Origin of the sequence: Microbacterium sp. LMI13-1-1.1, assembly GCF_040815625.1 — a bacterium.
Lineage (GTDB): Bacteria > Actinomycetota > Actinomycetes > Actinomycetales > Microbacteriaceae > Microbacterium > Microbacterium forte.
This window is the reverse complement of the sequence record NZ_JBFPNL010000005.1, coordinates 1,055,223-1,077,458: the sequence shown is the minus strand read 5'-3', so window position 1 is coordinate 1,077,458 and position 22,236 is coordinate 1,055,223. Positions and strand designations below refer to the sequence as shown.

Annotated in this window: 20 protein-coding genes; 7 read left to right on the top strand and 13 right to left on the bottom strand. The window is 68.2% G+C overall.

Features of this window, described 5'->3' with window-relative positions:
• Window positions 1-12: 12 nt before the first annotated feature.
• The gene (locus MRBLMI13_RS11980) at window positions 13-468 is read right to left on the bottom strand and encodes a nucleoside deaminase (protein WP_309686223.1); all 456 of its coding nucleotides are present in this window, start codon (window positions 466-468) and stop codon (window positions 13-15) included.
• Between the two features lie 82 nt (window positions 469-550).
• Between MRBLMI13_RS11980 and upp the strand changes: the two genes are divergently transcribed.
• Complete coding sequence (gene upp, locus MRBLMI13_RS11975; protein ID WP_042538962.1) at window positions 551-1,183, top strand: uracil phosphoribosyltransferase; 633 nt, start codon at window positions 551-553, stop codon at window positions 1,181-1,183.
• Window positions 1,184-1,200: 17 nt separating this feature from the next.
• Here upp and MRBLMI13_RS11970 read toward each other — a convergent pair whose 3' ends face one another.
• On the bottom strand, window positions 1,201-2,142 hold the full coding sequence (locus MRBLMI13_RS11970; RefSeq protein ID WP_042538960.1) for a LysR family transcriptional regulator: 942 nt from the start codon (window positions 2,140-2,142) through the stop codon (window positions 1,201-1,203).
• A 119-nt stretch (window positions 2,143-2,261) separates the two neighbouring features.
• Between MRBLMI13_RS11970 and MRBLMI13_RS11965 the strand changes: the two genes are divergently transcribed.
• Both MRBLMI13_RS11965 and MRBLMI13_RS11960 read left to right on the top strand, forming a co-directional pair.
• Window positions 2,262-3,266 carry a putative oxygenase MesX gene (locus MRBLMI13_RS11965; protein ID WP_042538958.1) on the top strand — a complete coding sequence of 335 codons (1,005 nt, stop codon included), beginning with the start codon at window positions 2,262-2,264 and terminating at the stop codon, window positions 3,264-3,266.
• 20 nt (window positions 3,267-3,286) lie between these two features.
• Window positions 3,287-4,315 carry a methionine synthase gene (locus MRBLMI13_RS11960; protein WP_367823115.1) on the top strand — a complete coding sequence of 343 codons (1,029 nt, stop codon included), beginning with the start codon at window positions 3,287-3,289 and terminating at the stop codon, window positions 4,313-4,315.
• Between the two features lie 64 nt (window positions 4,316-4,379).
• On the opposite strand, the gene MRBLMI13_RS11955 is transcribed toward MRBLMI13_RS11960, so the two are convergent.
• The 3 genes from MRBLMI13_RS11955 to nadE form a co-directional block, all read right to left on the bottom strand.
• On the bottom strand, window positions 4,380-5,147 hold the full coding sequence (locus MRBLMI13_RS11955) for a hypothetical protein (protein WP_367822765.1): 768 nt from the start codon (window positions 5,145-5,147) through the stop codon (window positions 4,380-4,382).
• Window positions 5,148-5,181: 34 nt separating this feature from the next.
• A complete protein-coding gene (locus MRBLMI13_RS11950) occupies window positions 5,182-8,652 on the bottom strand; it encodes a TM0106 family RecB-like putative nuclease (protein WP_367822763.1) in 3,471 nt (1,156 codons plus the stop codon).
• A gap of 71 nt (window positions 8,653-8,723) precedes the next feature.
• Window positions 8,724-9,542 carry an ammonia-dependent NAD(+) synthetase gene (gene nadE / locus MRBLMI13_RS11945; RefSeq protein ID WP_367822761.1) on the bottom strand — a complete coding sequence of 273 codons (819 nt, stop codon included), beginning with the start codon at window positions 9,540-9,542 and terminating at the stop codon, window positions 8,724-8,726.
• A 112-nt stretch (window positions 9,543-9,654) separates the two neighbouring features.
• Here nadE and MRBLMI13_RS11940 point away from each other — a divergent pair, with 112 nt between their 5' ends.
• Entirely contained in the window at window positions 9,655-10,212 is a 558-nt protein-coding gene (locus tag MRBLMI13_RS11940; protein ID WP_042539416.1) for a nucleoside phosphorylase, read from the top strand.
• Between the two features lie 48 nt (window positions 10,213-10,260).
• Here MRBLMI13_RS11940 and MRBLMI13_RS11935 read toward each other — a convergent pair whose 3' ends face one another.
• From MRBLMI13_RS11935 to MRBLMI13_RS11915, 5 genes are all read right to left on the bottom strand, one after another.
• Window positions 10,261-13,257: an AAA family ATPase gene (locus tag MRBLMI13_RS11935; protein WP_367822758.1), complete on the bottom strand. Its 2,997-nt coding sequence runs from the start codon at window positions 13,255-13,257 to the stop codon at window positions 10,261-10,263.
• A gap of 72 nt (window positions 13,258-13,329) precedes the next feature.
• On the bottom strand, window positions 13,330-14,484 hold the full coding sequence (locus MRBLMI13_RS11930; protein ID WP_042538950.1) for an exonuclease SbcCD subunit D: 1,155 nt from the start codon (window positions 14,482-14,484) through the stop codon (window positions 13,330-13,332).
• A gap of 109 nt (window positions 14,485-14,593) precedes the next feature.
• Window positions 14,594-16,039, bottom strand: coding sequence for an MFS transporter (locus MRBLMI13_RS11925; RefSeq protein ID WP_079113912.1), 1,446 nt, complete (start codon window positions 16,037-16,039; stop codon window positions 14,594-14,596).
• 329 nt (window positions 16,040-16,368) lie between these two features.
• A complete protein-coding gene (locus MRBLMI13_RS11920) occupies window positions 16,369-16,836 on the bottom strand; it encodes a DIP1984 family protein (protein ID WP_042538948.1) in 468 nt (155 codons plus the stop codon).
• 52 nt (window positions 16,837-16,888) lie between these two features.
• On the bottom strand, window positions 16,889-17,197 hold the full coding sequence (locus tag MRBLMI13_RS11915) for a GNAT family N-acetyltransferase (RefSeq protein WP_056375674.1): 309 nt from the start codon (window positions 17,195-17,197) through the stop codon (window positions 16,889-16,891).
• A gap of 329 nt (window positions 17,198-17,526) precedes the next feature.
• Here MRBLMI13_RS11915 and MRBLMI13_RS11910 point away from each other — a divergent pair, with 329 nt between their 5' ends.
• From MRBLMI13_RS11910 to MRBLMI13_RS11900, 3 genes are read left to right on the top strand one after another with little or no spacing between them, the layout of a single operon-like run.
• The gene (locus MRBLMI13_RS11910) at window positions 17,527-18,231 is read left to right on the top strand and encodes a winged helix-turn-helix domain-containing protein (protein WP_042538945.1); all 705 of its coding nucleotides are present in this window, start codon (window positions 17,527-17,529) and stop codon (window positions 18,229-18,231) included.
• 35 nt (window positions 18,232-18,266) lie between these two features.
• Entirely contained in the window at window positions 18,267-19,226 is a 960-nt protein-coding gene (locus tag MRBLMI13_RS11905; protein ID WP_367822754.1) for a DNA-3-methyladenine glycosylase family protein, read from the top strand.
• Between the two features lie 37 nt (window positions 19,227-19,263).
• Window positions 19,264-19,461: a hypothetical protein gene (locus MRBLMI13_RS11900; RefSeq protein WP_042538943.1), complete on the top strand. Its 198-nt coding sequence runs from the start codon at window positions 19,264-19,266 to the stop codon at window positions 19,459-19,461.
• A 3-nt stretch (window positions 19,462-19,464) separates the two neighbouring features.
• Here the strand turns inward: MRBLMI13_RS11900 and MRBLMI13_RS11895 are convergent, their stop codons facing one another.
• From MRBLMI13_RS11895 to MRBLMI13_RS11885, 3 genes are read right to left on the bottom strand one after another with little or no spacing between them, the layout of a single operon-like run.
• The gene (locus tag MRBLMI13_RS11895; RefSeq protein ID WP_367822751.1) at window positions 19,465-20,220 is read right to left on the bottom strand and encodes an ABC transporter ATP-binding protein; all 756 of its coding nucleotides are present in this window, start codon (window positions 20,218-20,220) and stop codon (window positions 19,465-19,467) included.
• Window positions 20,217-21,242, bottom strand: a complete 1,026-nt coding sequence (locus MRBLMI13_RS11890; RefSeq protein ID WP_367822749.1) for an iron chelate uptake ABC transporter family permease subunit — start codon at window positions 21,240-21,242, stop codon at window positions 20,217-20,219. Before MRBLMI13_RS11890 ends, MRBLMI13_RS11895 begins: the two co-directional genes overlap by 4 nt.
• Complete coding sequence (locus tag MRBLMI13_RS11885) at window positions 21,235-22,224, bottom strand: iron chelate uptake ABC transporter family permease subunit (RefSeq protein WP_367822747.1); 990 nt, start codon at window positions 22,222-22,224, stop codon at window positions 21,235-21,237. Before MRBLMI13_RS11885 ends, MRBLMI13_RS11890 begins: the two co-directional genes overlap by 8 nt.
• Window positions 22,225-22,236 lie beyond the last annotated feature (12 nt).

The window sequence follows — 22,236 nt, the reverse complement described above, 5'->3', positions numbered from 1 at the left end:
GGTCCGCGACCCTCAGCGGCGCTGCTCGAAGAAACCCCGCAGCAGGGCCTTGGCGGCGTCTGCCTCGACCCCGCCGATGACCTCGGCGCGATACGGCAGCCGACGGTCACGCAGCACGTCGTACATGGATCCGGCGGCCCCCGCCTTGTCGTCCCAGGCTCCGAAGACGACCCGAGTGATCCTCGCCTGCAGGATCGCCCCGGCACACATGAGGCAGGGCTCGAGCGTGACGACGAGGGTGTGGCCCTCGAGATTCCACGAGCCGACGGATGCCGCAGCGGCACGCAGTGCCTCGACCTCGGCGTGACCGGTCGGATCCCCGGTCGCCTCACGATTGTTGCGACCGTCCGCGACGATCCGCCCCTCGGCGTCGAGCACCACCGCACCGACGGGGATCTCCGACACCGCTGCCGCCTCGGCCGCGAGCTCGAGAGCGCGGCGCATCGCGATGAGGTCGGCGGCGGTCATGGGTCGAGCCTACGACAGCCGCAGAGGCCACTCCCGTGCAGCCGATGTCGTACGCGAGCGTCCGGCGCATTAGCCTGTAGGCATGCGTGTTCACGTCGCCGACCACCCTCTCGTCACTCACAAGCTCTCGGTGCTGCGCGACCATCGCACACCGTCGCCGGTCTTCCGCCAGCTGACCGAAGAACTCGTGACGCTGCTCGCGTACGAGGCGACCCGCAACGTGAAGGTCAGCCCGGTCGAGATCACCACTCCCGTGACCACCACGATGGGCGTGAAGATCTCGGAGCCTCGCCCGATCGTCGTACCGATCCTGCGCGCAGGACTCGGCATGCTCGAGGGACTCGTCAAGCTTCTGCCGACCGCCGAGGTCGGATTCCTCGGGATGGTCCGCGACGAAGAGACCTTCGAGCCGACGACCTACGCCGAGCGCCTCCCCGATGACCTGAGCGATCGCCAGTGCTTCGCCATCGACCCGATGCTCGCAACCGGTGGCTCGCTGGCTGCGGCCATCCAGTTCCTTTTCGACCGCGGGGCCAAGGACGTCACGGCGATCTGCCTGCTCGGCACGCCGGAGGGTCTCGCCGCGATCGAGGCGCTCGTCGGAGACCGCGATGTGACCATCGTGCTGGGCGCGCTCGACGAGCGTCTCAACGAGAAGGGCTACATCGTCCCCGGACTCGGCGACGCCGGCGATCGGCTCTACGGCACCGTCTGACGCATCGGCTGCTCGCGCTAGCCGAGCAGCGCCACGCCGAACCCCGCGACGACGTCGCGCACCTCGGCGAGATATCGCTGCGCCTGCTCGGTCAGGGGGATGGCGGTGCGTCCGACCCATCCGATCTCGATGTGATCGTCGACGTCGAGAGGCACCGCGACGATCTCAGGATCGAGGTCGTCGCTGATGATGCCCGTCGAGATCGTGTACCCGTCGAGTCCGATCATGAGGTTGAAGATCGTCGCTCGGTCGGAGACCCTGATCTCGCGAGCGCTCGACAGGGTCGAGAGGATCTCCTCAGCGAAGTAGAACGAGTTGTTCGCCCCCTGATCGAAGGTGAGCCGCGGCAGGCCGACGAGATCGTCGAGGGTCGCCCGCTCGCGGGAGGCGAGCGCGTTCCGTCGCGAGACGAAGATGTGCGGCTCGGCGACGAAGAGCGGATGGAACGCGAGCCCCGAGTCCCGCAGCAGCTTGTCGATGACGTTCCGGTTGAAGTCGTTGCGGAAGAGGATGCCGAGTTCGCTGCGCAGCGTCCGCACGTCTTCGATGATGTCCCATGTGCGCGTCTCCCGCAGTGAGAACTCGTACTCGGCCGCGCTCGAGCCCTTGACCATCCGCACGAAGGCATCGACAGCGAACGAGTAGTGCTGCGTCGACACCCCGAGGAGTCGGCGCGACGGCGGCCGCCCCAGGTAGCGCTGCTCGAGCAGCTCGGCCTGCTCGACGATCTGTCTGGCGTACCCGAGGAACTCCGAACCGTCACTGGTGAGCGTGACGCCCCGGGCCGAGCGGGCCAGAAGGGCACGACCCACCCGACTCTCGAGGTCTTTCATCGCCGCGGACATCGTGGGCTGAGCCACGTAGAGCATGTCGGCCGCGGCGGTGATGGATCCTTCCGCGGCGACCTCGATGAAGTACTGGAGCTGTTGCAGGGTGATACCGCTCGATCGCCTGGGCATAGGACAAGGCTATAGCACCGCATAGTGGAGCTGAATTACCCGATGACCCTCGTTCGGCAGCACCATGAGAGCACAGCATTCGCGAGGCCCTGTCGGCCTCTCTCCCGGATTGGCCCCTCATGGCGAACGAGATCACGTTCAGCATCACCACCACGCGCTTCGACGAGGACTACGCCCCGTCGGACAGTTCGCGGATCACCACGAACTTCGCCAACCTCGCCCGCGGCGAGCGTCGCCAACAGAACCTCCGCAATGCCCTCACGATGATCGACCGACGGTTCAACGATCTCGCTCGCGGCGACGGACTCGACGGCGACGGCCCGGACGGCGGCCGCTACTCGGTGGAACTCGACATCGTCTCGGTGCAGCTGCGATTCGCCGACGGCGAGGACCGGGAGTTCCCCGTCCTCGAGGTGCTGGACATCCACATCGTCGACCGGCTGACCGGCGAACGCCACCAGGGCATCGTGGGGAACAACTTCTCCTCCTACCTGCGCGACTACGATTTCAGCGTCGTCCTGCCCGCGGCGAGCGCAGCCGCCGGCGGGTTCGCGACACCCGACGACTTCGGTGAGCTGCACGGCAAGCTCTTCCAGCACTTCCTCGAGTCCGACGCGTATCAGGAGCGGTTCTCGACGCTGCCGGTGATCTGCATCAGCGTCTCGACCAGCAGGACGTATCGCCGTAACGGCAACGTCCACCCCGTGCTCGGCATCGAGTACGTCCAGGACTCCTTCTCGCTCACCGACGAGTACTTCGGGAAGATGGGCCTGCAGGTGCGGTACTTCATGCCGCGCGGCAGCTCTGCCCCGCTCGCCTTCTACTTCCGCGGCGACCTTCTGAGCGACTACTCCGATCTGCAGCTCATCGGCACGATCAGCACCATGGAGACGTTCCAGAAGATCTACCGCCCCGAGATCTACAACGCGAACACACCCGCCGAGAGCGTCTACCGTCCGAGCCTGGCGCACGAAGACTTCCAACAGACCGAGATCACCTACGACCGCGAGGAGCGCAGCCAGCTCGCGGTCGTCCAGGGACGCTACGCGGATGAGCACTTCGTGACGCCCCACCGGCGCGTGCTGGATCAGTGGGCCGCCGCCTACCCGGCTCCGGTCCGATGACCGGCGCCGGCTCGACGACCTTGGAAACCCTCCTCCCCACCTCGATCGTCGGGAGTCTGCCCAAGCCGGCATGGCTCGCGAGGCCTGAGGTGCTCTGGTCGCCGTGGGAGTTGCAGGGGGATGCGCTCGTCGAGGGCAAGCATGATGCGCTGCGCGCCGCGGTGCACGAACAGCGGCGGCGCGGCATCGACATCGTCAGCGACGGGGAGCAGACCCGCCAGCATTTCGTCACCACCTTCATCGAGCATCTCGACGGCGTGGACTTCGAGAATCGCGAGACGGTGCGCATCCGCGACCGCTACGACGCGAGCGTGCCCACAGTGGTGGGTGCGGTGAGCCGTCCGAAGCCCGTGTTCGTGGACGACGCGACGTTCCTGCGTCAGCAGACCGATCAGCCGATCAAGTGGGCGCTCCCTGGCCCGATGACGATGATCGACACCCTGGCCGACCGTCACTACCGCAGCCGCGAGAAGCTGGCGTGGGAGTTCGCGACCATCCTCAACCAGGAGGCGAGGGAGCTCGAGGCTGCGGGAGTGGACATCATCCAGTTCGACGAGCCCGCGTTCAACGTCTTCTTCGACGAGATGAAGGACTGGGGCATCGCGGCCCTCGAGCGCGCAGTCGAAGGGCTGAGCGCCGAGACGGCTGTGCACATCTGCTACGGCTACGGGATCAAGGCGAACAACGAGTGGAAGGCGACTCTCGGCGCGGAGTGGAGGCAGTACGAGGAGTCGTTCCCCCTTCTGCAGCGGTCCTCCCTCGACATCATCTCGCTGGAGAGCCACCACTCTCACGTTCCTATGGACCTCATCGAGCTCATCCGCGGCAAGAAGGTCATGCTCGGGGCGATCGATGTGGCGAGCGAGCAGGTCGAGACTCCGGAGGAAGTCGCCGACACCCTGCGCCGCGCGCTCGAGTTCGTCGACGCAGAGCTTCTCATCGCCAGCTCGAACTGCGGCATGGCACCCCTGCCGAGGCATGTCGCGCTCGACAAGCTGAGCGCGCTGTCTGCGGGAGCGCGACTGGTCCGCGAGGAGCTCGGCGCCTGACCGGCGCCACGCCCCTGAACATCGCCGCGCGTGGCCCCCGGCTGTGGCGCCCCGTCGGGGCGACTCACACGCCCAGGCGGTAGCCGCGCTCGTCTCCGTAGTGTGTGAAACCTGCCCGCTCGAGGATCGGTGCGGACGTCGCTGTGCGCCCCTTGACGAGTGCCGTCTCCGCCCCGAGGGATGCGCTCACCCGCAGCCGCTCGGCGAGGACCGCCCGGTAAGCGCCTCTGCCCCGCGCGTGCTCGAGCGTGGCGGCACCCCACAAGCGGGCGAATCCGTCGACGATCGTGCACCCGCCGGTGCTGACGGCCCGGCCGTCGAGCCGCGCGAGAACACGGGCGTGCGTACCCGCGTCGAGCGTCGACGTGATCTCTTCGAGTTCGATCCGAAGTCCTTCTTCGTCGAGGGGCTGCTGCTGCCACACCGGTACGTTGATGGCGTCGACCTCGCGGACCTGCTCGAGTGTGCGAACGACCTCTGCGGTGGGCTCCGGCGGAATGTCGATCGACGCGCGGTCGATCGGACAGGCGAACACCGCGACCGTGTCCATGTGCTCGGCTCCGCGTCTGCGCAGCTCGGCTTCGAGGTCGGGGCGATCGGACGCGTTGGTCCAGAAGCGCAGCTCGCGCTCCCCCCACGATCTGGTGCGGTCGATCGCGTGGTCGAGAACAGTCGCGGCATCAACGTCCGAGTCGACCTGCGATCCGCGCACCCCGCCGCCGAACCGTTCGGGATACCGCACCAGCTGCAGCTCCGTCTTCTCGCGATCGCTGTCACGGGGGAACCACACCCAGGCCGCCGAGGCGCGAAGGATGTCGTCTGTCGTGTGCATGGTGGCTGTTCCTTGCCGTGGGGTCGGTCGTCGCTCAGCTCGCCGCACCGACGAGACGGGCGAAGGCGCTCATCCGCGCGACCCCCTCCGGTGTGCGCGGAAGGTCGTCGAGCAGTGCCGGGGAGTGGATCAGGTAGGCCGCGACCTGCGCTCTCGAGATCGCCACGTTCAATCGGTTCTGCAGCAGCAGGAACTCGGGACCCCGTGGGGCATCCCGACCGCTGGAGGCCGCGAGGGACGTGATCGAGACCACCGCCTCCTTGCCCTGGAAATTGTCGACCGTGCCGACCGGGACGTCGGGGAAGCCTGCCTCGGCGACTGCGTCGTGCACGGCCTGACGCTGCGCGTTGTAGGGCGCGACCACGATGATGTCGCGCTGCGCGAGCGGCCGGACCGTGGCATCGGCATCGTTGTCGGTGAACGCGCGTCCGACGAGGTCTCGCACGAGTGCCACCACCTCGCGCGCCTCCTCCGGCGACTGTGTGGCGTTGCCGCGGTGTCGGAGCGGGACGATGTGCAGACCGGGATCGATGCCGTCGAGCGCACGCCGTTCGGTGCCGGGAGCCGACGCGAGCTGCCCGGCGTATGCGAGCTTCGACACCGGCGCGGCGAGGCGAGGATGCATGCGCCACGAACGTGCCAGAAAGTAACCGTAGTCGGGTCGGACCACCGCGTCGCCGTCCATGACCCATCCGAGAGCCGACGTGTCGACGGGCTCGGGGTGCGCCCCCTGGCTGACCTGGGGAAGCTGCTGCGGATCGCCGAGCAGCAGCAGACGCTGCGCGCCCGCGGCGACGGCGATCGTCGAGGCGAGGGAGAACTGCCCCGCCTCATCGACCACGAGCAGGTCGAGGCCCCCGCGCTCCACGCGTGCGGTGTTGCTGAAGTCCCAGGCCGTTCCGCCGACGACCGCTCCGTGCTCGGCATGCTCGCCGAGGAATGCGGCCATGCCGTTCTTGGGAATCGCCGTGTACGAGGGATCGGATGACGGATCTTTCGGCGCCTTCCCGACCTGCGCCGCGGGAACGCCGTCGGCCACGACCCGCTCGAGCAGATTCTCGATGATCGCGTGGGACTGCGCGACGACGCCGACCCGGAATCCGTGCTCCTTGACCAGCCGCGCGATCACCTGGGAGCCCGTGTAGGTCTTGCCGGTGCCAGGAGGACCCTGCACGGCGAGATAGCTGCGATCGAGGTCGAGGACCGCTCGCACGATCGCATCGATCGTCTCGTCCCCCTGGTCAGGCAGGGGGCCGCCCGAGAGCGTCCGCGGAGGGATCCTGCGCAGGATGTCGGTGGCCGCGTCGGACGGGAACCCGGGTGCTGCCGCGTGGACCGTGTCGGCCCATTCGTCGATCGCGCCCTGCAGCGAGACGACGCGCGGCGGAGCCGCGGGGGTGAGAGCGAGAGGCAGTTCGTCCCACGTCTGTCCCTGGATCGCCGTCTCGGTGATCAGATAGCCGTCGTCGAGCACCTCGGTGACAGTGACCGTATGCGGCACGTGCACCGCGCGTGACGGAGCCTCGGTGTCGAACGGAGCCGGCACGGGATAGAGCGCGAACGGCTGCGACCCTGCTCCGAGAGTGGTGCCGGGTGACACCTCTCCGCGGATCTCGATGTCGCGCGACATCACCCGGCGCCCCTCGCCGACGCTCCAGTCGCGCTGCACGGTCGAGGACATGCGGTCGACGCGCACGACATCGCGAGTGCCGTCCCACATCGTGACGGGCTCGCGCAGTCGCTGGAAGTGAGACACCCAGAAGCTCTTCGCCTCGCGAGGGAAGTAGTCGATGGCGGCCGCAGCGAGGCGATGCACCTGACCGTCGCCGCCCGCCGCTGCGGCCCGCTCCGCGTCGGCGAGGAGTGCCACCGATCGCGGCGACGGCTCGTAGATCACCTCGTCGGCCTCGTCGGGCGGGGCGGGGTTCACCCCCTCCTTCCGGGCGATGTCGATCAGCCAGTTGCGAAGGCGCCTCGTCGACACGCAGTCGTAGCGGTTGTAGTCGGCGAGATCGGCGAAGACCGCATCGGCCTCGTCCTGCTCCCCCGCCGCCGCGAACTCGCGGGCCGCCACGTACTGCACGATCGAGTCGTCGCCCTTCTGCACGTCACTGGTGCGCACGTCCTCACCCATGTAGAGCGGCTCGAGCTTCTTGATCGAGTACGACCGCGACCCCACGCGCACGGTGCGCAGCACCAGCGGATACAGGTCGACGAACACGCCCTCGCGCAGCAGGCGGTCGATCTCGCCCTCGCGCACGCCGTGGCGTGCCGCCATCGCCACCAGGTGCGAGGTCTCGTATGGCGCGTAGTGATAGATGTGCATGCCGGGGTGCGCTGCTCTGCGCACCTTCACGAAGTCGAGGAATCGCTCGAACGCCTCTCGCTCCGCAGCGAAGTCGTGGGCCCACAGCGCCGTGTACTGGTCGGCGTTGTCGACCCATCCGAAGAGGTAGTCGATGCCCCAATGAGCCTCGCCGTCAGGCGCCGGCTCGGTGTAGAGCGGGTCGCCCTCGAAGTCGAAGAAGATGTCGCCGTGACTGGGCACGGGGAGGGTGTGGATCGCCGCGGCGTAGTGCACGTCGTATGTCGGCGCACCCTCGGCATCCGCGCGGATCTGCAGCCTCGCCTGCGCCCGCAGCGTCTCGAACGTGTCGGTGTTCATGCCGTCAGGAGGCGTATCGGCGTCGGCCAGCGCGTCGATGGTCTCGATCCCGGCCGCCCGCAGCCGGGCGCGCTGCACGGGCCGCATGCGCGCGACCATCAGCAGGTCGCGGTGCGCGATCACCTGCTCCTCGCAGGTCGCGCATCGTCCGCAGGCCACGATCTCGAGGTCTCCGCGGTCGTCGCCCCACGTCAGCGGGGCGCCGCTGGAGCCGTCGTCGACGCGGCGATCCGCGATGAGGGCGCGCAGGCGCGCTCGACGCACCTGGAACAGCGGAAGGAGGTCGTCCACCGAGTGGGTGCTCAGCGTTCCGTCGCCGAGGATGAGGTCGACCTCGTCGGACCGCGGAATGCCCAGCCGGTCGAGCTGATCGACATATGCCGCGAGCTGCATAAGGGCGGTGACCCGCGCCTTGCGGGCGAGCTTGGAATCCTGCACCCGCCATCGCCCGTCGTCATCGCGCTTGAGGAAATCGGCGAACCCGACGAACTCGGGTGTCGCGAACGCCGCCTGGAACACGACCAGCGCATCGGATCCGAGCGCATGCACCGTCTCTTCGACGGCAGCCGCGAGCGCCTCGGCGTCGATCGACGACACCTTCTCGACCCGGTGCACCCGATCGCTCCCGAGATCCTCGATGTAGCGCGCGAGGACGTTCTGCTCGTGGACGTCTCCGAGCAGCGCGGCCCTGGCGAGAGTCGCGTCTTCAGGCTCCTCCACGGCCGGGACGCGGCCCAGCTTCGCATCGATCGCGCGGCACCAGGCGAACTCGCATTCGGCGGCCGCTTTGAGGTCGCTCGCGCTCCAGATGACGCGCTGCGCCTGAGTGTCGATCCGCACGATTCTCCCGTTCCCTCGGATGCTTCGACACTAGCCGCGGCATCCGACACGGGATCACGCCGCGAGGTGTGTCAGCGCCACCACGTGTCGTCGGGGGTGACCGGGAGGTGACGCTTGTGCTGCGTGGCGAGGTATCGGGACTCGATCCGCCCGGCGACGTCGGGGTCGACCTCGCGACCTTCGAGGAAGTCGTCGATCTGCTCGTAGGTGAGGCCCAGCTCGTCTTCGTCGGCTCGGCCGGGCTGGCCGTCCAGGAGGTCGGCCGTCGGCACCTTGTAGGCGAGACGATCCGGCGCCCCGAGCAGCAGCAGCAGTGACCGGCCCTGCCGCTTGCTGAGACCCGAGAGGGGAAGGATGTCGGCCGCGCCGTCGCCGAACTTCGTGTAGAAGCCCGTGACCGCCTCAGCCGCGTGGTCGGTGCCGATGACGATGAGACCGTCGTGCCCGGCGAGCGCGTACTGCGTCACCATGCGCACGCGCGCCTTGATGTTGCCGCGGTTGAAGTCGCTGATGTCGCTCGTGACCGCGAACTCGATGTCCTCCTCGACGCCGTCGACGCCGTTCTGGATGTTCACCTCGACCGAGGAGTCCGGTGCGATGAACGCGAGCGCGGCCTCGGCATCAGCGGCGTCCTTCTGCACCCGGTACGGCAGCCGCACGGCGAGGAACTTCGCCTCTCCGCCCTCGGCGCGCACGCGTTCGACCGCGAGCTGTGCGAGTCGCCCCGCGAGTGTCGAGTCCTGTCCGCCGGAGATCCCGAGCACGAAGCCCTTCGCTCCGGTCACCCGCAGGTAGTCGACCAGGAACGCCACTCGGCGCTCCACCTCGACCTCGGGGTCGATCTCGGCCTTCACGCCGAGCGCTTCAGAGATCTGCTGCTGCAGGGTCATTTGTTCCTCCGGTCTGCCCGACGCCAGTATCCTCCCCCAGTGTTACATCGAGATGACGTCGGTCGCACGCGCTCGGCTTCGCGGCGATCGATCCACCTGGCAGGATGGCGGAGTGAAACTTCTCGTCGCAGCCATGGCATCCGAACTCGCAGCGTTCCCGGACGAGCTCGAGGGATTCGACCAGCTCGTCACCGGCGAGGGCAAGATGCAGGCCGTGTACGCCCTCACCCGTGCGCTCGACGCCAAGGAGTACTCCGAGGTGGTGGTCGTCGGGACCGCCGGCGGCATCGACCCTGAGCTCGATGCGACCGTGCACGAGATCGGGAGCGCACTGCAGCACGACGTGTTCGACCTCGACGGCGTCGCAGGGCAACACGTGTCGCTGCCCGCGCGCGTGTCCACCGGCCGCGAGGGCGTGCTGATCGCGACCGGCGACAGCTTCGTCGGCGATGCCGGGATCACCGCCGTCATCCGCCCCTCGGGTGCAGGTCTGGTCGACATGGAGACCTATGCGTACATCTGGGTCGCCGAGCAGTTCGGAGTGCCGATCCGCGCGTTCCGCGCGATCTCCGACCGGGCGGAGGATGGCGCGCTCGTCGACTTCCGCGAGGCGATCGCACGGTGCAGCGTGCAGCTGCGTGAAGTGATCCGCCGGGAGTACGGCGTCTGAGGACGGGCATCGGCTCAGCCCGCTGCTCCGGCGGGGGGGCGCCGGATCTCAGCGCGCCTCGATCACGCTCGGACCACTCGACGTCGCACGCACCCGCAGCTGCGCAGGGATCTGCTCCTGCATCGCCTCGACGTGGCTGATGACGCCGACGGTGCGACCTCCCTGGCGCAGCTCGTCGAGCGTGCGCATGGCGACGTCGAGGGTGTCGCCGTCGAGCGAGCCGAAGCCCTCGTCGATGAACAGGGTGTCGAGACGGATGCCGCCGGCTCGCGCCGTGACCACCTCGGCGAGTCCGAGCGCAAGGGCGAGGGAGCTCAGGAAGGTCTCCCCTCCCGACAGCGACTGCGCCGGCCGGGTCTGGCCCGTGAATGCGTCGAACACGACGATGCCGAGCCCTGATGCGGCCCCGCGGGCGGCGAGCGCGTCTGAGTGGCGGAGCTGATAGCGCCCCGTCGACATGTCGCTGAGCCGGCGATTCGCGGCGTCGACGATCTCTTCGAGTTCGGCGGCGAGGACGAACGTCTCGAGCGTCATCTTGCGGGCGTTCGCCCCGCGACCGGCGATCGCGTCGGCGAGTCCTCGCAGAACCTCGTAGTCGGCGGCGTCGTCTGCGATGCGGGCGTGCTCTGATGTCGCGGCCTCGATGACCGCGGCGAGCTGCTCTGACACCCCTGCCGCCCGCCCCGCCTCGTCGACCGCGACGGACCAGCGCTGCCGCGCGGCGAGGGAAGACTGCTCGGCAGGACCGAGATCGATCGTCTCCTCCGGGAGCGTGCGGAGCTCGAGGTCGAGGAGGATCGCGCGCTCCTTCTCGCGCTGGACGGCGTGCTGGGTGACTCGATTCTCGAGAGCCGCCTGCGCTGCGGCCGTGCGGAGCGACAGCTCGACCGCCGCGATGCTGTCGAACTCGGATGCTTCCAGCGCCGCATCCAGTTCGGCCTTCGCAGCTGTCGCGGCCTCAGCCTTGCGTGCCCGCTCTGCCGCCGCCTCGACGAGCGCGAGAGCAGCCTGGACTTCGACACGCGTCGCCGTGAGCCTCTCGGCCACGGACTCGTAGTGCCCTTTCGCTTCTGCGATCGTCTCTCGCGTATCGGCGACCCGCTGCGCCACGAGCGAGTGCGCTTCGCGCGCCGCCGCCAGCGCTGTGGAATCACGGTCGCGGTCGCTGTCGAGACGGCGGATGCGCTCGAGGAGGGCTTCGCGCTGCTGATCGAGCGTGACCAGCTGGTCGGCTGCATCTGTGCTCTGTGCGTGTGCCGCTGTCGCGGTGTCGAGCTCTGCGACAGCCTCGTCGACCTCTCGACCGTCGGCGCGGCTGATCGCCGCGGCGAGGTCGGCGCGCAGTGAGGATGTCCGTTCTGCCGCATCTCGCTCGCGCTGCGCGAGGACATCACGTGCGGCTTCAGCCTCGTCGACGTCTTCCGCCGAGACGGGGTCAGCATGCACGGCGGGAGCCGGATGTTCGTGCGATCCGCATACCGGGCACGCCTCGCCCTCGTGCAGCGAGGTCGCCAACTCCCCCGCGAATCCGTCGAGTCGGCGCTGTCTGAGCTGAGCGAGCGCGGTCTGAGCTGCAGCGAGCGCGGCGCTGGCGTCAGCGAGTTGCCGTTCGGCGTCGTCATGAGCGGCTCTGAGACGGACTGTCTCGACCGCCGCCGCATGCCGCGCTGCGGCAGCATCCCGTGCTGCGGCCAGATCTCCGGCGCGATCAGCGAGCTGCCTCGCCGCGTCGCGCGCGAGTGTGAGCTGTTCGAGCTCTGCGGGAAGCGCGACACGATCGGCCTCGGCCGCGTCGATGCGAGCGGTCGCCGCCGCCACGGCATCGGACGTCGCCGCAAGCTCGGCATCGAGCGCCGATGCGGAGCGTTCCAGCTCTGCCGCACGCTGCCACAGACCGGTCTGCGCCGTGCGCTCGGCCGCCCACTCCGTGAGATCGTCCGCGACGATGCCGTGAGCCTCCCAGGCCGCTCGTGCGCGTGACTCGGCCTCGATCGCGGCGTCGAGCGCCGATGTCGCCGTCGTCGCGGCGGAGATCGGGCCCCGCAGCAGCTCCGCGGCCCTGGCGTTCTGCAGTTCACTGCGCGCGGCGGCGATGTGCGGCTCATCAGCCTCGAGACGTGCGAGCGCGGCTCTGGCCCGATCCCGCTCGAGCTGCGCCCGCTGCTCCTCACGCGCGATCGCGAGGGCCGCGTCTGCTGCGTCCGACTGCTTCTCCGCCTCGATGCGCTCAGCCGCTCGACGTTCTGCCCGGTAATCGGCACGAGCCTTCGCGCGACGCAGACCGTCGAGGCGCTCCTCGGTCGTCACCGCGACAGGCTCTGAGTCGACCGCGCCCGCGTCTTCTCCCTGCACCTCGCCGTCGTGCCCGAGGCCGGCGCTGCCGACGAGCCTCTCGCCCTCGTCGAGGCGGGCAGACACCGTTGCGAGGCGTGCCCCGAGACTCTGCTCGGCCGCCTTGCGTCGTTCATCGAAACGCGCCTGCACGTCTTCGAAACGCTCGGTGCCGAACAGCCGCCGCAGCAGCGACTGTCTCTCTTTGCTCCCCGCCAGCAGGAACTCCGAGAACCGATTCTGCGCGAGCAGGATCACCTGCAGGAACTGCTCGCGACTGAGCTGCAGGATCTCGTCGAGCTCGAAGGCCGCCTCGCGCTCTTTCGCGGCGAGACCGATCCATTCGCCGCCGACCGAGGTGTCGAGCTGCACGGCCGCCGGCTGCACCGTCATGCCGCCGCCGCGCTTCTTGGGGCGCTCGTATTCCGGTGAACGCCTGACGCGGAATCGGCCCGCCGGAGTGCTGAACTCCACCACGACCTCGGTCACGTCGTCGGGCTCGCAGTGATCGCTGCGCAGCCGCTTCTCGCCACCCTCGTAGCGCGGGACTCCGCCGTAGAGACCGAAGCAGACGGCATCGAGGATGCTGGACTTGCCGGCGCCCGTGCGACCGGCGATCAGGAAGATGCCGTCGTCGGCGAACGCATCGAAGTCGACGGTCTGCCGCTCGCGGAACGGGCCGAACCCTTCGACCTCCAGTCGGTGCAACTGCATCAGAGAGTCTTCTTCACTGTCGGAGCATGATCGCGGTGACGCATCGCCGGGCTGGATCGAGTCGTCACCGGATCAGATGAGGGCTTCGGCGCGGACGCGGTCATCGAGGACCTCGCGGATCAGCTCGCGCTCACGCTCGGTCGCCCCGTGGCCCGCGCGGACGTGCTCGAGGAAGGCCTCGATGCGCTCGGGGTCACTGACCGCACCGCTCAGCCGATCGACATAGGAGCGCTCGACTGCCGCGGATGTGTCAGAGGGCTGATGCTGCACCATCGCGCAGTGCGGATAGCGCTCTCGGAGTCGACGCATGGGCTCGGTCTGCGCGAGTGCGTCGGTGTACACCGCACAGACCCAGTCGTCGGCGTGCGCCGCGATGTTCTCGGGAGACAGGATCTCATCGAGGGTGCCCGTGAGGGTGACCAGACGACGAGGGACGGGAAGATCGAGCCACTCGACCGATGCGAGGCCGGTGGCATCGAGGTCGACCAGCCACGAACCGCGCGGCTTGCTCTGCTCGCCGAAGCTGTAGTGCAGCGGAGCGCCCGAATAGCGCACCCGTTCGCTGATCTTCTGGCGGCCATGGATGTGCCCGAGAGCGACGTAGTCAGGACCGTCGAAGACCGACAGCGGCACGACGTCGAGACCCCCCTGCCGCACCTCGCGCTCGAGACCGACCGTGGCGTCGACTCCGGCGGAGAAGCAGTGCGCGATCGCGACGGATCGCCCCGGGTGGGCCTGCATCCCCACCCGGACGAGACCCATCGCATGAGACAGCGTCTGCGCCTGCGTGCGCAGATCGGCGCCGATCCAGTGCTGACGCACGATGGCGGGCTCGAGGTACGGGATGCCGTAGAAATGCACCGGACCATCGGCGTCTGCCAGCGTCACCGGCGTGCCGATCGCGAGCGGATCGGTCAGCACGTGGATGCCGTCACGGAGCAGCCGCGCCTGGAACCCGAGACGCGCAGCGGAGTCGTGGTTGCCGCTCGTGACGATCACACGGGCACCCGTCTCATGCAGCGCGACGAGCACGTCGCCGAGAAGCGTGTACGCGGGGCCGGCCGGCGTCGCCGAATCGAAGACGTCACCGGCGACGATGACGACGTCGACCGCGTTCTCACGAACCTGCACCGTGAGCGCTCCGAGGACCTCGGCCAGCGCGTCCATGGTCGAGTTGCCATGGAAGGTGCGGCCGATGTGCCAGTCGGAGGTGTGCAGGATTCGCATACTCACACGCTACGAACCCCCACCGACATTCGGCCTCAGGCGTGCCGCGGCATCCGTTCCTGGGCCCGGAATCCGTGGGATTCCGGGCGGAACGGATGCCGCGAGCGTCTCAGTGCGCGCCGACCGCGAACCCCGGCTGCGACGGCATCAGCTCGTCCTTCGAACCGCGCACCATGACGGCGGCGATCACGGCAGCGCCGACCATGAGGATCGACGCGACGATGAACACCCAGCCGTAGGCGTCGGTCAGCTGCGTCGGGGAGACCTCCGTCTGCGCATGCCCGCCCACCGACGCCGCGTACACGGCCGTGAACACGGACAGCCCGATCGATCCGCCGATCTGCATGGCCGAGTTGGCGACGGCCGATGCGATGCCCGCGTCATGCGGTGCGACTCCGGTGAGTGCCAGGTTCTGCAGCGGGATGAACACGAAGCCCATGCCGATGCCGAGGAGCAGAAGCGCCGGCGCGATCTGCACGATGTACGCCCCATCGGGGGTGATCCCGGAGAGGAGGAACAGACCGGCCGCCGCGACGAGCGGCCCCACGATCAGCATCGGCCGCGGCCCGATCACCGTGAGGAGCTTCGTCGCGATCGGGGCGATGATCATCGTCGCGATCGGCAGCGGCAGGGTCGCCGCTCCCGCCGGGAGCGCGCCCATGCCGAGCACGAACTGGAGGTGGAAGGTCAGGTAGAGCGTCGCGCCGATCATGATCGCCCCGGCCACGCCCTGGATGAGGAACGCTCCCCCTCGCACTCGATCGGCCACCACCCGCAGCGGGAGGAGCGGCTGCGACACACGACTCTCGACCCACACGAACACGCCGAGCAGCACGACCCCCAGAGCGAGGAACGTGATCGTCAGCGGATCGCCCCAGCCGTTCTCGGCGAGGCTGAAGCCGTAGACGAGCGATCCGAGACCGAGAGTCACGGTGATCGCACCCCAGACGTCGTACCGGTTGTCGCCCTCGGCTTTGCTCTCGGTGAGGAAGAGCGCTCCGCCGACGAGGCCGATCGCGACGAAGAACAGATTGACCAGCAGGCACCAGCGCCAATCGGTGAACTCGGTGAGGAATCCGCCCAGCAGCAGGCCGACCGCTGCGCCGGTTCCCGCGACGGTCCCGAACACGGCGAACGCCGTGTTGCGCTCGCGGCCCGAGGGGAAGGTCACGGTGAGCAGCGCGAGAGCCGCCGGTGCGAGAAGTGCGGCGAAGACGCCCTGCAGGCCGCGGGCGAGGATGAGCTCCCAGCCCGACTGCGCGAGGCCGCCATAGAGGGATGCAGCGCCGAAGCCCACCATCCCGATCATGAAGACACGCTTGCGCCCGACGTAGTCGGCGATGCGACCACCGAGCAGGAGCAGTGCGCCGAAGGCCAGGGCGTAGGCCGTGACGACCCACTGACGCTGGCCGTCGGTCAAGCCGAGGGACGCCTGGGCCTGAGGCAGGGCGATGCTCACGATCGTGCCGTCGAGGACGACGATCAGCTGCGTGAGGGAGATGACGACGAGCGCCCACCACCGGGTCTGGGGGCGGGCGCGCAAGGACGATGACATGGAAGAACCTCCGGTGTCGGGGACGATGCCGGAGGTTTCGAGCCTCGGACCAGCGCGCTTCATGAGCGCCTGACCACCTCAGCCGACGGGGCTGAGCAGAGAAACCATATTACCCGAGATGAGGCTGAGGGATCGCGAGCGGAAGGTCCCCTGACCCACCCTCGTCACGATGATCGACACGTGGTGATGCGAGATGCGCGATGCGCGATCACATGTGCGGCGTGCGGGGCTGCGCGATGCGGATCCGGGCTGCCCTCCGCCCAACATGAGCCGGAATTGCCCCTCCGGCTGGGGTTGTGCCCGCCTCGTCGTGACTACCGACTTCCGCTCTACTCCTCCAGATCGTGGAGCCAGTTCGCCTGCTGGATCCGATTGTCGAGTTCGCGCAGCTCCTGCGCGACCGCATCCGCGCGCGAGCGCAGCTCGGCGACGGGAAGCGCGGAGATCTGACGCAGCTCCGACCGCATCTGACGCAGGAACTGGTCGTTCGCCCCGGATGCCGCCGCGGCGGCGTCCGCGAGCAGCGAGTGCTGCAGCCGGAGCACGTCGCGGGCGGCGAGGGCATCGGTCATGGTTCCGTCGGTACCCAGATCCAGACGCGAGTTCGTCGCGTTGATCCGCCTGATGAGGTCGCGGAGCAGCAGCAGATCGGCATCCGCCTGAACGAGAAGCGCGGCGGCATCCTCGGCGGGCTCCTCGCCCTCCTGGTACCTGGCGTTCGCGGTGATGCGCGCACGCAACTGCTCTATGCGGCGCTGCAGGTCTGCGCGGGCGGTGAGTGCCTCTGCGAGTTTCATGACTTCATCCTGTCAGGGCGCCACCGTGTAACACAGCGTCACACGAGCTGCGTCAGCGAGAGCGCAGGAGAGCCGAGTGCTCCGGGTGCGCCTGGAACCAGTCGGAGACGTACCAGCACACCGCATCGACCTTGCGATCTCCGCGTTCCTCGATGTCGGCGACAGCGCCCTCGACGACGACACCCGCATAGCCGTGGCCGCGGAAAGTGGGGATCGTGAAGGCTCTCGTCAGGGCGATCGTGTGTCCGTCGTCGCGGTAGTCGAGCACGCTCACGAGCTGCCCGTCTCTCATCAACGTGTACCGCGATGCGTCCTTCTCATCGGTGAGGAGGAAGCCTGCGGCGAGGGTCGAAGTGGTCATCTCTCCACGTTACGCCCGCCTCCGGCACGGTCGGCCGTTTTGACACGCCCGGACTTCTTCCGACATAATCCCCCCATGACTACCAACGCAAGCCCTTTGTCCGCCCAGGAGGCGAACAGGACTGCCGGGATGATGATGCCCGGTCGCGTTGGCATGTGTTGCCGAATGTGTCGCTGAACGAACAGCCACTCCGTCTGACCTGACTTCTCGCGATCTGCGAGGTATGGGTCATCGAGCATCCACCCTTTGCTCGCTCTTCCGGCTCGCCCGGTCATTCATGCAACGCATCAGAGCCTCTTCCCGGCTCACGTCCTGAGGACTTCATCATCATGTCGAACACCGCACTTCTCGAGCGTCCCGCCGCCACCGCCGCCGTCCGCACCGCCGCTCCGGCGCCCGCCGCAGCCCCGCTCGATGCAGATCTTCCCGCTGTCCGCTCGCCCCGCGGCTTCGCCCTCTATGTCGGCCTCGACGAGATCAAGGCCGCAGAAGCCGGAGTCAGCCTCCCGCTCCTCGTCGACGCGCTGCGTCGCACTCTCGCCGAGCTCGCTCCCGGCGCCGAGACGCACGCCACCGTCGCGCTCGCCCCGCACGGCTCGGGAGGTCGCGACCTCGACGTCGTGCGTCTCGCACTGCACGAGCCCGGTGCGATCGCCCGCACCAAGGCCGCCGCAGAGGAGGAGACCACCGACGAGGAGGGCGGCGTCGTCGTCGACATCTCGCGCAAGCGCGTCCTGATCGACGGAGAATCCGCAGCCTTCACCTACAAGGAGTTCGAGCTGCTGCAGTACCTCGTGCTCCGCGAAGGACGCACGATCGAGCGCAGCGAACTCGTCTCCGCACTGTGGCAGGCGCAGGACGACGAGACCCCCGGCGAGCGCACCATCGACGTGCATGTTCGGCGTCTGCGCGCGAAGCTCGGGCGCTACGAGGACATCGTCCGCACCGTGCGCGGCATCGGCTACCGCTTCGACCGTCACGCCGACGTCGTCATCCGCTACGGCCACGGCACACCCTCGCCCGACCGCTTCTGATCCGAGTGTCAGCCCCGCCACGTATCGTGGGGCGCATGACCCTGACCGCGGATGCCGGAGCCGCCGACGCGGCTTCTCAGAGCGCACCGCGGGAGACCGTGTATCGGCCGACCGCACCCGTCGATCTCCGCGCGACGGTCGGCATGCTGCGGCGAGGCCCCGGGGACCCCACCATGGTCTTCGACGGTCCGGTGATCTGGCGCACTCTCCGAACTCCGCTCGGCCCTGCGACGCTGGCGCTGCGCGCGCAGAGCGGAGAGATCAAGGCCACCGCGTGGGGCCGCGGAGCCGAGCACGCACTCGACACCGTGCCCGACCTGTGCGGCGCCCGAGACGACCCGTCGGGTTTCGATCCCTCGCTCCATCCCCTGATCTCCGAGGTGGCCCGCCGTGCGCCCGGCATCCGCCTGGCTCGCACCGGTGTCGTGTTCGACGCTCTCGCCTGCGCCATCATCGAGCAGAAGGTGACGGGTCTCGAGGCGTTCCGCGCCTGGAGGCTGCTCGTCACGAAGTTCGGCGAGCGCGCACCCGGTCCGACCCCGCGGCCGATGCACGCCGCCCCGACCGCAGAGCAATGGCGTCGCATCCCCTCGTGGGACTGGCATCGGGTCGCGGTGCAGCCGCCGCAGTCGAAGACCATCGTGCGCGTCGCCGAGCGGGCGGACAGCATCTCCCGCGCGCTTCTGGCAGCACCCGGCGGCGACGAGCGTGACCGCGTCCTGACGAGCTTCCCCGGCGTGGGTGTGTGGACCTCGGCCGAGACGCGCATCCGGGCACTCGGCGATCCGGATGCGGTGAGCGTCGGCGACTACCACCTCGCACATCAGGTGGGATACGCCCTCACCGGCCACCGCACCGATGACGACGGGATGCTCGACCTGCTCGCCCCGTGGGCGGGGCACCGGCAGCGTGTGATCCGCCTCATCTTCGCGAGCAGGGTGAGCGAGCCCCGACGAGGGCCACGGCTCTCTCCCGAAGATCACCGCACTCGCTGACCTCCCGTGGCGGGCGGATCGCCTTTAGGCTGAGCCCATGTCGCGCAACGCACTCCGCTTCTCCGTCACCGCAGGTCTTCTCATCGTCGGTGTCGTGATCGGCCTGATCTTCCAGAACGTCTGGCTCGGCATCCTGCTCGCCGCGATCGTCTGGCTGGGCTGGTTCATCGGCTACGAATCCCGCCGGGGCCGCAATGCCGGCGTCAACGACGAGGACCACGGCGTCGAGCTCTGAGCGTCAGTAGTACACCGCGAGAGGACCCGAGGGCCCCTCGACCACCTGCACGGACGTGTCGAACACGCGGGTGAGCACCTCACCGGTCATGATCGCGGAGGGAGGGCCGAACTCCACCACCTCACCGTCTTTCATGGCACAGATATGGTCGGCGTAATGACCTGCGAAGTTGATGTCGTGCAGGACGATCACGATCGTGCGCCCGAGCTCTTCAGCCGCACGACGCAGGTGCTTCATCATCTGCACGGCATGCTTCATGTCGAGGTTGTTGAGCGGCTCGTCGAGCAGCACGAACTCGGTGTCCTGCGCCAGCACCATCGCGACGTAGGCTCGCTGCCGCTGGCCTCCCGAGAGCTCGTCGAGGTAGCGCCCTTCCAGGTCGCCGAGGTCGAGGAAGTCGATCGCCCCGCTGATGATCTCCTCGTCAGCGCGGGTCAAGCGGCCCTGCGAGTGCGGGAAGCGCCCGAAACCGACGAGCTGGCGCACGGTGAGCCGCGTGACGAAGTGGTTCTCCTGGCGGAGCACCGAGACGATCTTGGCGAGGTCCTTCGACTTCGTGGTCGCGACGTCGTATCCGGCGATCTCGATCGCCCCGGCGTCCATGCCGCCGAGCCGACCGATCATCGTCAGCAGCGTCGACTTGCCCGCGCCGTTGGGACCGATCAGCGCCGTGATGCCCCCGGCGGGGATCCGGAGATCCACGGGGCCGATCGCGACCTGGTCGCTGTAGTCGCGGCGGACGCCCTCGAGTGTGATCACAGCCTGCCCTTTCTGAGGATGACGATGAGGAAGACGGTTCCGCCGACGAGCTCGATGAGGATCGAGACCATCCCCTGCGCGTAGAAGACGTTCTTCATGACGAAATAGGCCCCGGCGAGGATCGTGAAGGCCGCGAGCACGGCCACCGGGAAGATGAGTCGATGATCGTACGTGTCGGCGAACTGGTACGCGAGAGTCGCGACGAGGAATCCGAGGAACGTCATCGGACCGACCAGCGCGGTCGATGTCGCCATCAGCACGGCGACCAGGAAGAGAACCATGAAGAGCTCGCGCTTGTGGTCGAGGCCGAGCGAACGCGACACGTCGGGTCCGAGCGCGAGCAGGTTCAGCCTCCGGGACCTCATCCAGAGCAGCGCCGAGGCCGCGATGCACAGCGGAATGGCGAGCGGCAGATACGACGCGTCGGCGTTCGAGACGTTGCCGAACAGTCGCGCCGCGAGCACGTCGAACTCACTGGGCGTGAGCAGCCGCTGCATGAAGGTCGAGATCGCTCCGAGACCGCCGCCGATGATGATCCCGATGAGCAGCATGATCTGCAGGTTGCCGTAGCGTCCGGACAGCAGCCATCCGTAGAGCACCATCGCAAGCCCCACCATGATGACGACCTGCAGGCCGAACTGCCAGACGCCCTGGATCGCCACGAGACCGGCGACGCCGAACAGATACACCGTGGTGGTCTGCACGACGCGATACAGCGACTCGAATCCCATGATCGACGGCGTGATGATGCGGTTGTTGGTGACCGTCTGGAAGCTCACGGTGGCGATCGCCTGCGCCACGGCGACCACGGCCATCACGGTCACGTTCGTCACGCGCAGCTTCGCGATGCGCCAGAATCCGGGTGATCCGATCGGCATCGGGTTCTCCCACGCGAGCAGAGCGAAGGCGAAGGCCACGGAGAGGGCGACGAGGATGCCGAGCACGATGACGTATCGCCGTCGCGCGCGCGGAGTCGTGAAGGATCCGGAGGTGCGGGTGCCGGCCGCGATCGCCTCAGCCACGACGACGCTGCCTCAGCAGGAGCAGGATGAAGACGATCGCGCCGACGATGCCGAGGATCAGCGACACCGGCACCTCGAACGGCACGATGATCGTCCGTCCGATGATGTCGCAGACGGTGACGATCGCGATGCCGAGCAGGCAGACCCACGGCAGGTTGCTGCGCAGATCGTCGCCGCGGACCATCGAGACGATGTTCGGCACGATCAGCCCGAGGAAGGGAAGGTTGCCGACGATGACCGTGACCACGCCCGTGGTGACGGCGATGAGCACTGTTCCGAGCAGGATCACCCGGTTGTAGTCGACCCCGACGTTCGTCGCGATCTCCTCGCCCAGCCCGGCGATCGTGAGACGGTCGGCGACGACGAACACGACGACTCCGACGATCGCCACGATCCAGAGCATCTCGTACTGCCCTCGGAGCACCGATGTGAAGCTGCCCGCGAACCAGACGCCGATGGCCTGCAGCGAGTCGGTCACGAGTGCGAAGTAGGTCGACACCGATCCGACGACGGCACCCAGCATGATGCCGACGATCGGGACGATGAGAGACGACTTCAGCGAGACGCGGCGCAGGAAGGCGAAGAACACCATGGTGCCGATGAAGGCCGCGATGATGGCGCCTGCCATCCTCAGCGGGATCGAGGGGTTCGGCACGAGCACCATGACCATCAGCAGACCGAGGCCCGCCCATTCGGTGGTGCCGGTGGTGGTCGGCTCGACGAAGCGGTTCTGAGTGAGGAGCTGCATCACCAGCCCCGCCATCGCCATGGCGGCACCCGCGAGCACGAGGGCTATCGTGCGCGGGACCCGGGTGATCTGGAACATCTCGGCACCGTCGGCGGCTCCCGCGATGTCGTAGACGCCTGTGAACAGGGACACGACGAGAAGTGCGAGGACGACGAGGATGCCGACGAGGAGCTTGACGTCGAAGAGCCGCCCGGCAGACCGGGGCGGCTCGGTGGAGAACGCGGTGCGAGACATCGTGAGACGCCG

What these genes read in the sequence shown, in the direction of transcription:
- MRBLMI13_RS11900 (WP_042538943.1), top strand. Translation starts at nt 19,264, where the DNA reads ATGTCGCGCAACGCACTCCGCTTCTCCGTCACCGCAGGTCTTCTCATC.
- MRBLMI13_RS11930 (WP_042538950.1), bottom strand. Translation starts at nt 14,484, where the DNA reads ATGCGAATCCTGCACACCTCCGACTGGCACATCGGCCGCACCTTCCAT.
- MRBLMI13_RS11885 (WP_367822747.1), bottom strand. Translation starts at nt 22,224, where the DNA reads ATGTCTCGCACCGCGTTCTCCACCGAGCCGCCCCGGTCTGCCGGGCGG.
- MRBLMI13_RS11970 (WP_042538960.1), bottom strand. Translation starts at nt 2,142, where the DNA reads ATGCCCAGGCGATCGAGCGGTATCACCCTGCAACAGCTCCAGTACTTC.
- upp (WP_042538962.1), top strand. Translation starts at nt 551, where the DNA reads ATGCGTGTTCACGTCGCCGACCACCCTCTCGTCACTCACAAGCTCTCG.
- MRBLMI13_RS11920 (WP_042538948.1), bottom strand. Translation starts at nt 16,836, where the DNA reads ATGAAACTCGCAGAGGCACTCACCGCCCGCGCAGACCTGCAGCGCCGC.
- MRBLMI13_RS11905 (WP_367822754.1), top strand. Translation starts at nt 18,267, where the DNA reads ATGACCCTGACCGCGGATGCCGGAGCCGCCGACGCGGCTTCTCAGAGC.
- MRBLMI13_RS11915 (WP_056375674.1), bottom strand. Translation starts at nt 17,197, where the DNA reads ATGACCACTTCGACCCTCGCCGCAGGCTTCCTCCTCACCGATGAGAAG.
- MRBLMI13_RS11910 (WP_042538945.1), top strand. Translation starts at nt 17,527, where the DNA reads ATGTCGAACACCGCACTTCTCGAGCGTCCCGCCGCCACCGCCGCCGTC.
- MRBLMI13_RS11965 (WP_042538958.1), top strand. Translation starts at nt 2,262, where the DNA reads ATGGCGAACGAGATCACGTTCAGCATCACCACCACGCGCTTCGACGAG.
- MRBLMI13_RS11955 (WP_367822765.1), bottom strand. Translation starts at nt 5,147, where the DNA reads ATGCACACGACAGACGACATCCTTCGCGCCTCGGCGGCCTGGGTGTGG.
- MRBLMI13_RS11980 (WP_309686223.1), bottom strand. Translation starts at nt 468, where the DNA reads ATGACCGCCGCCGACCTCATCGCGATGCGCCGCGCTCTCGAGCTCGCG.
- MRBLMI13_RS11935 (WP_367822758.1), bottom strand. Translation starts at nt 13,257, where the DNA reads ATGCAGTTGCACCGACTGGAGGTCGAAGGGTTCGGCCCGTTCCGCGAG.
- MRBLMI13_RS11925 (WP_079113912.1), bottom strand. Translation starts at nt 16,039, where the DNA reads ATGTCATCGTCCTTGCGCGCCCGCCCCCAGACCCGGTGGTGGGCGCTC.
- nadE (WP_367822761.1), bottom strand. Translation starts at nt 9,542, where the DNA reads ATGACCCTGCAGCAGCAGATCTCTGAAGCGCTCGGCGTGAAGGCCGAG.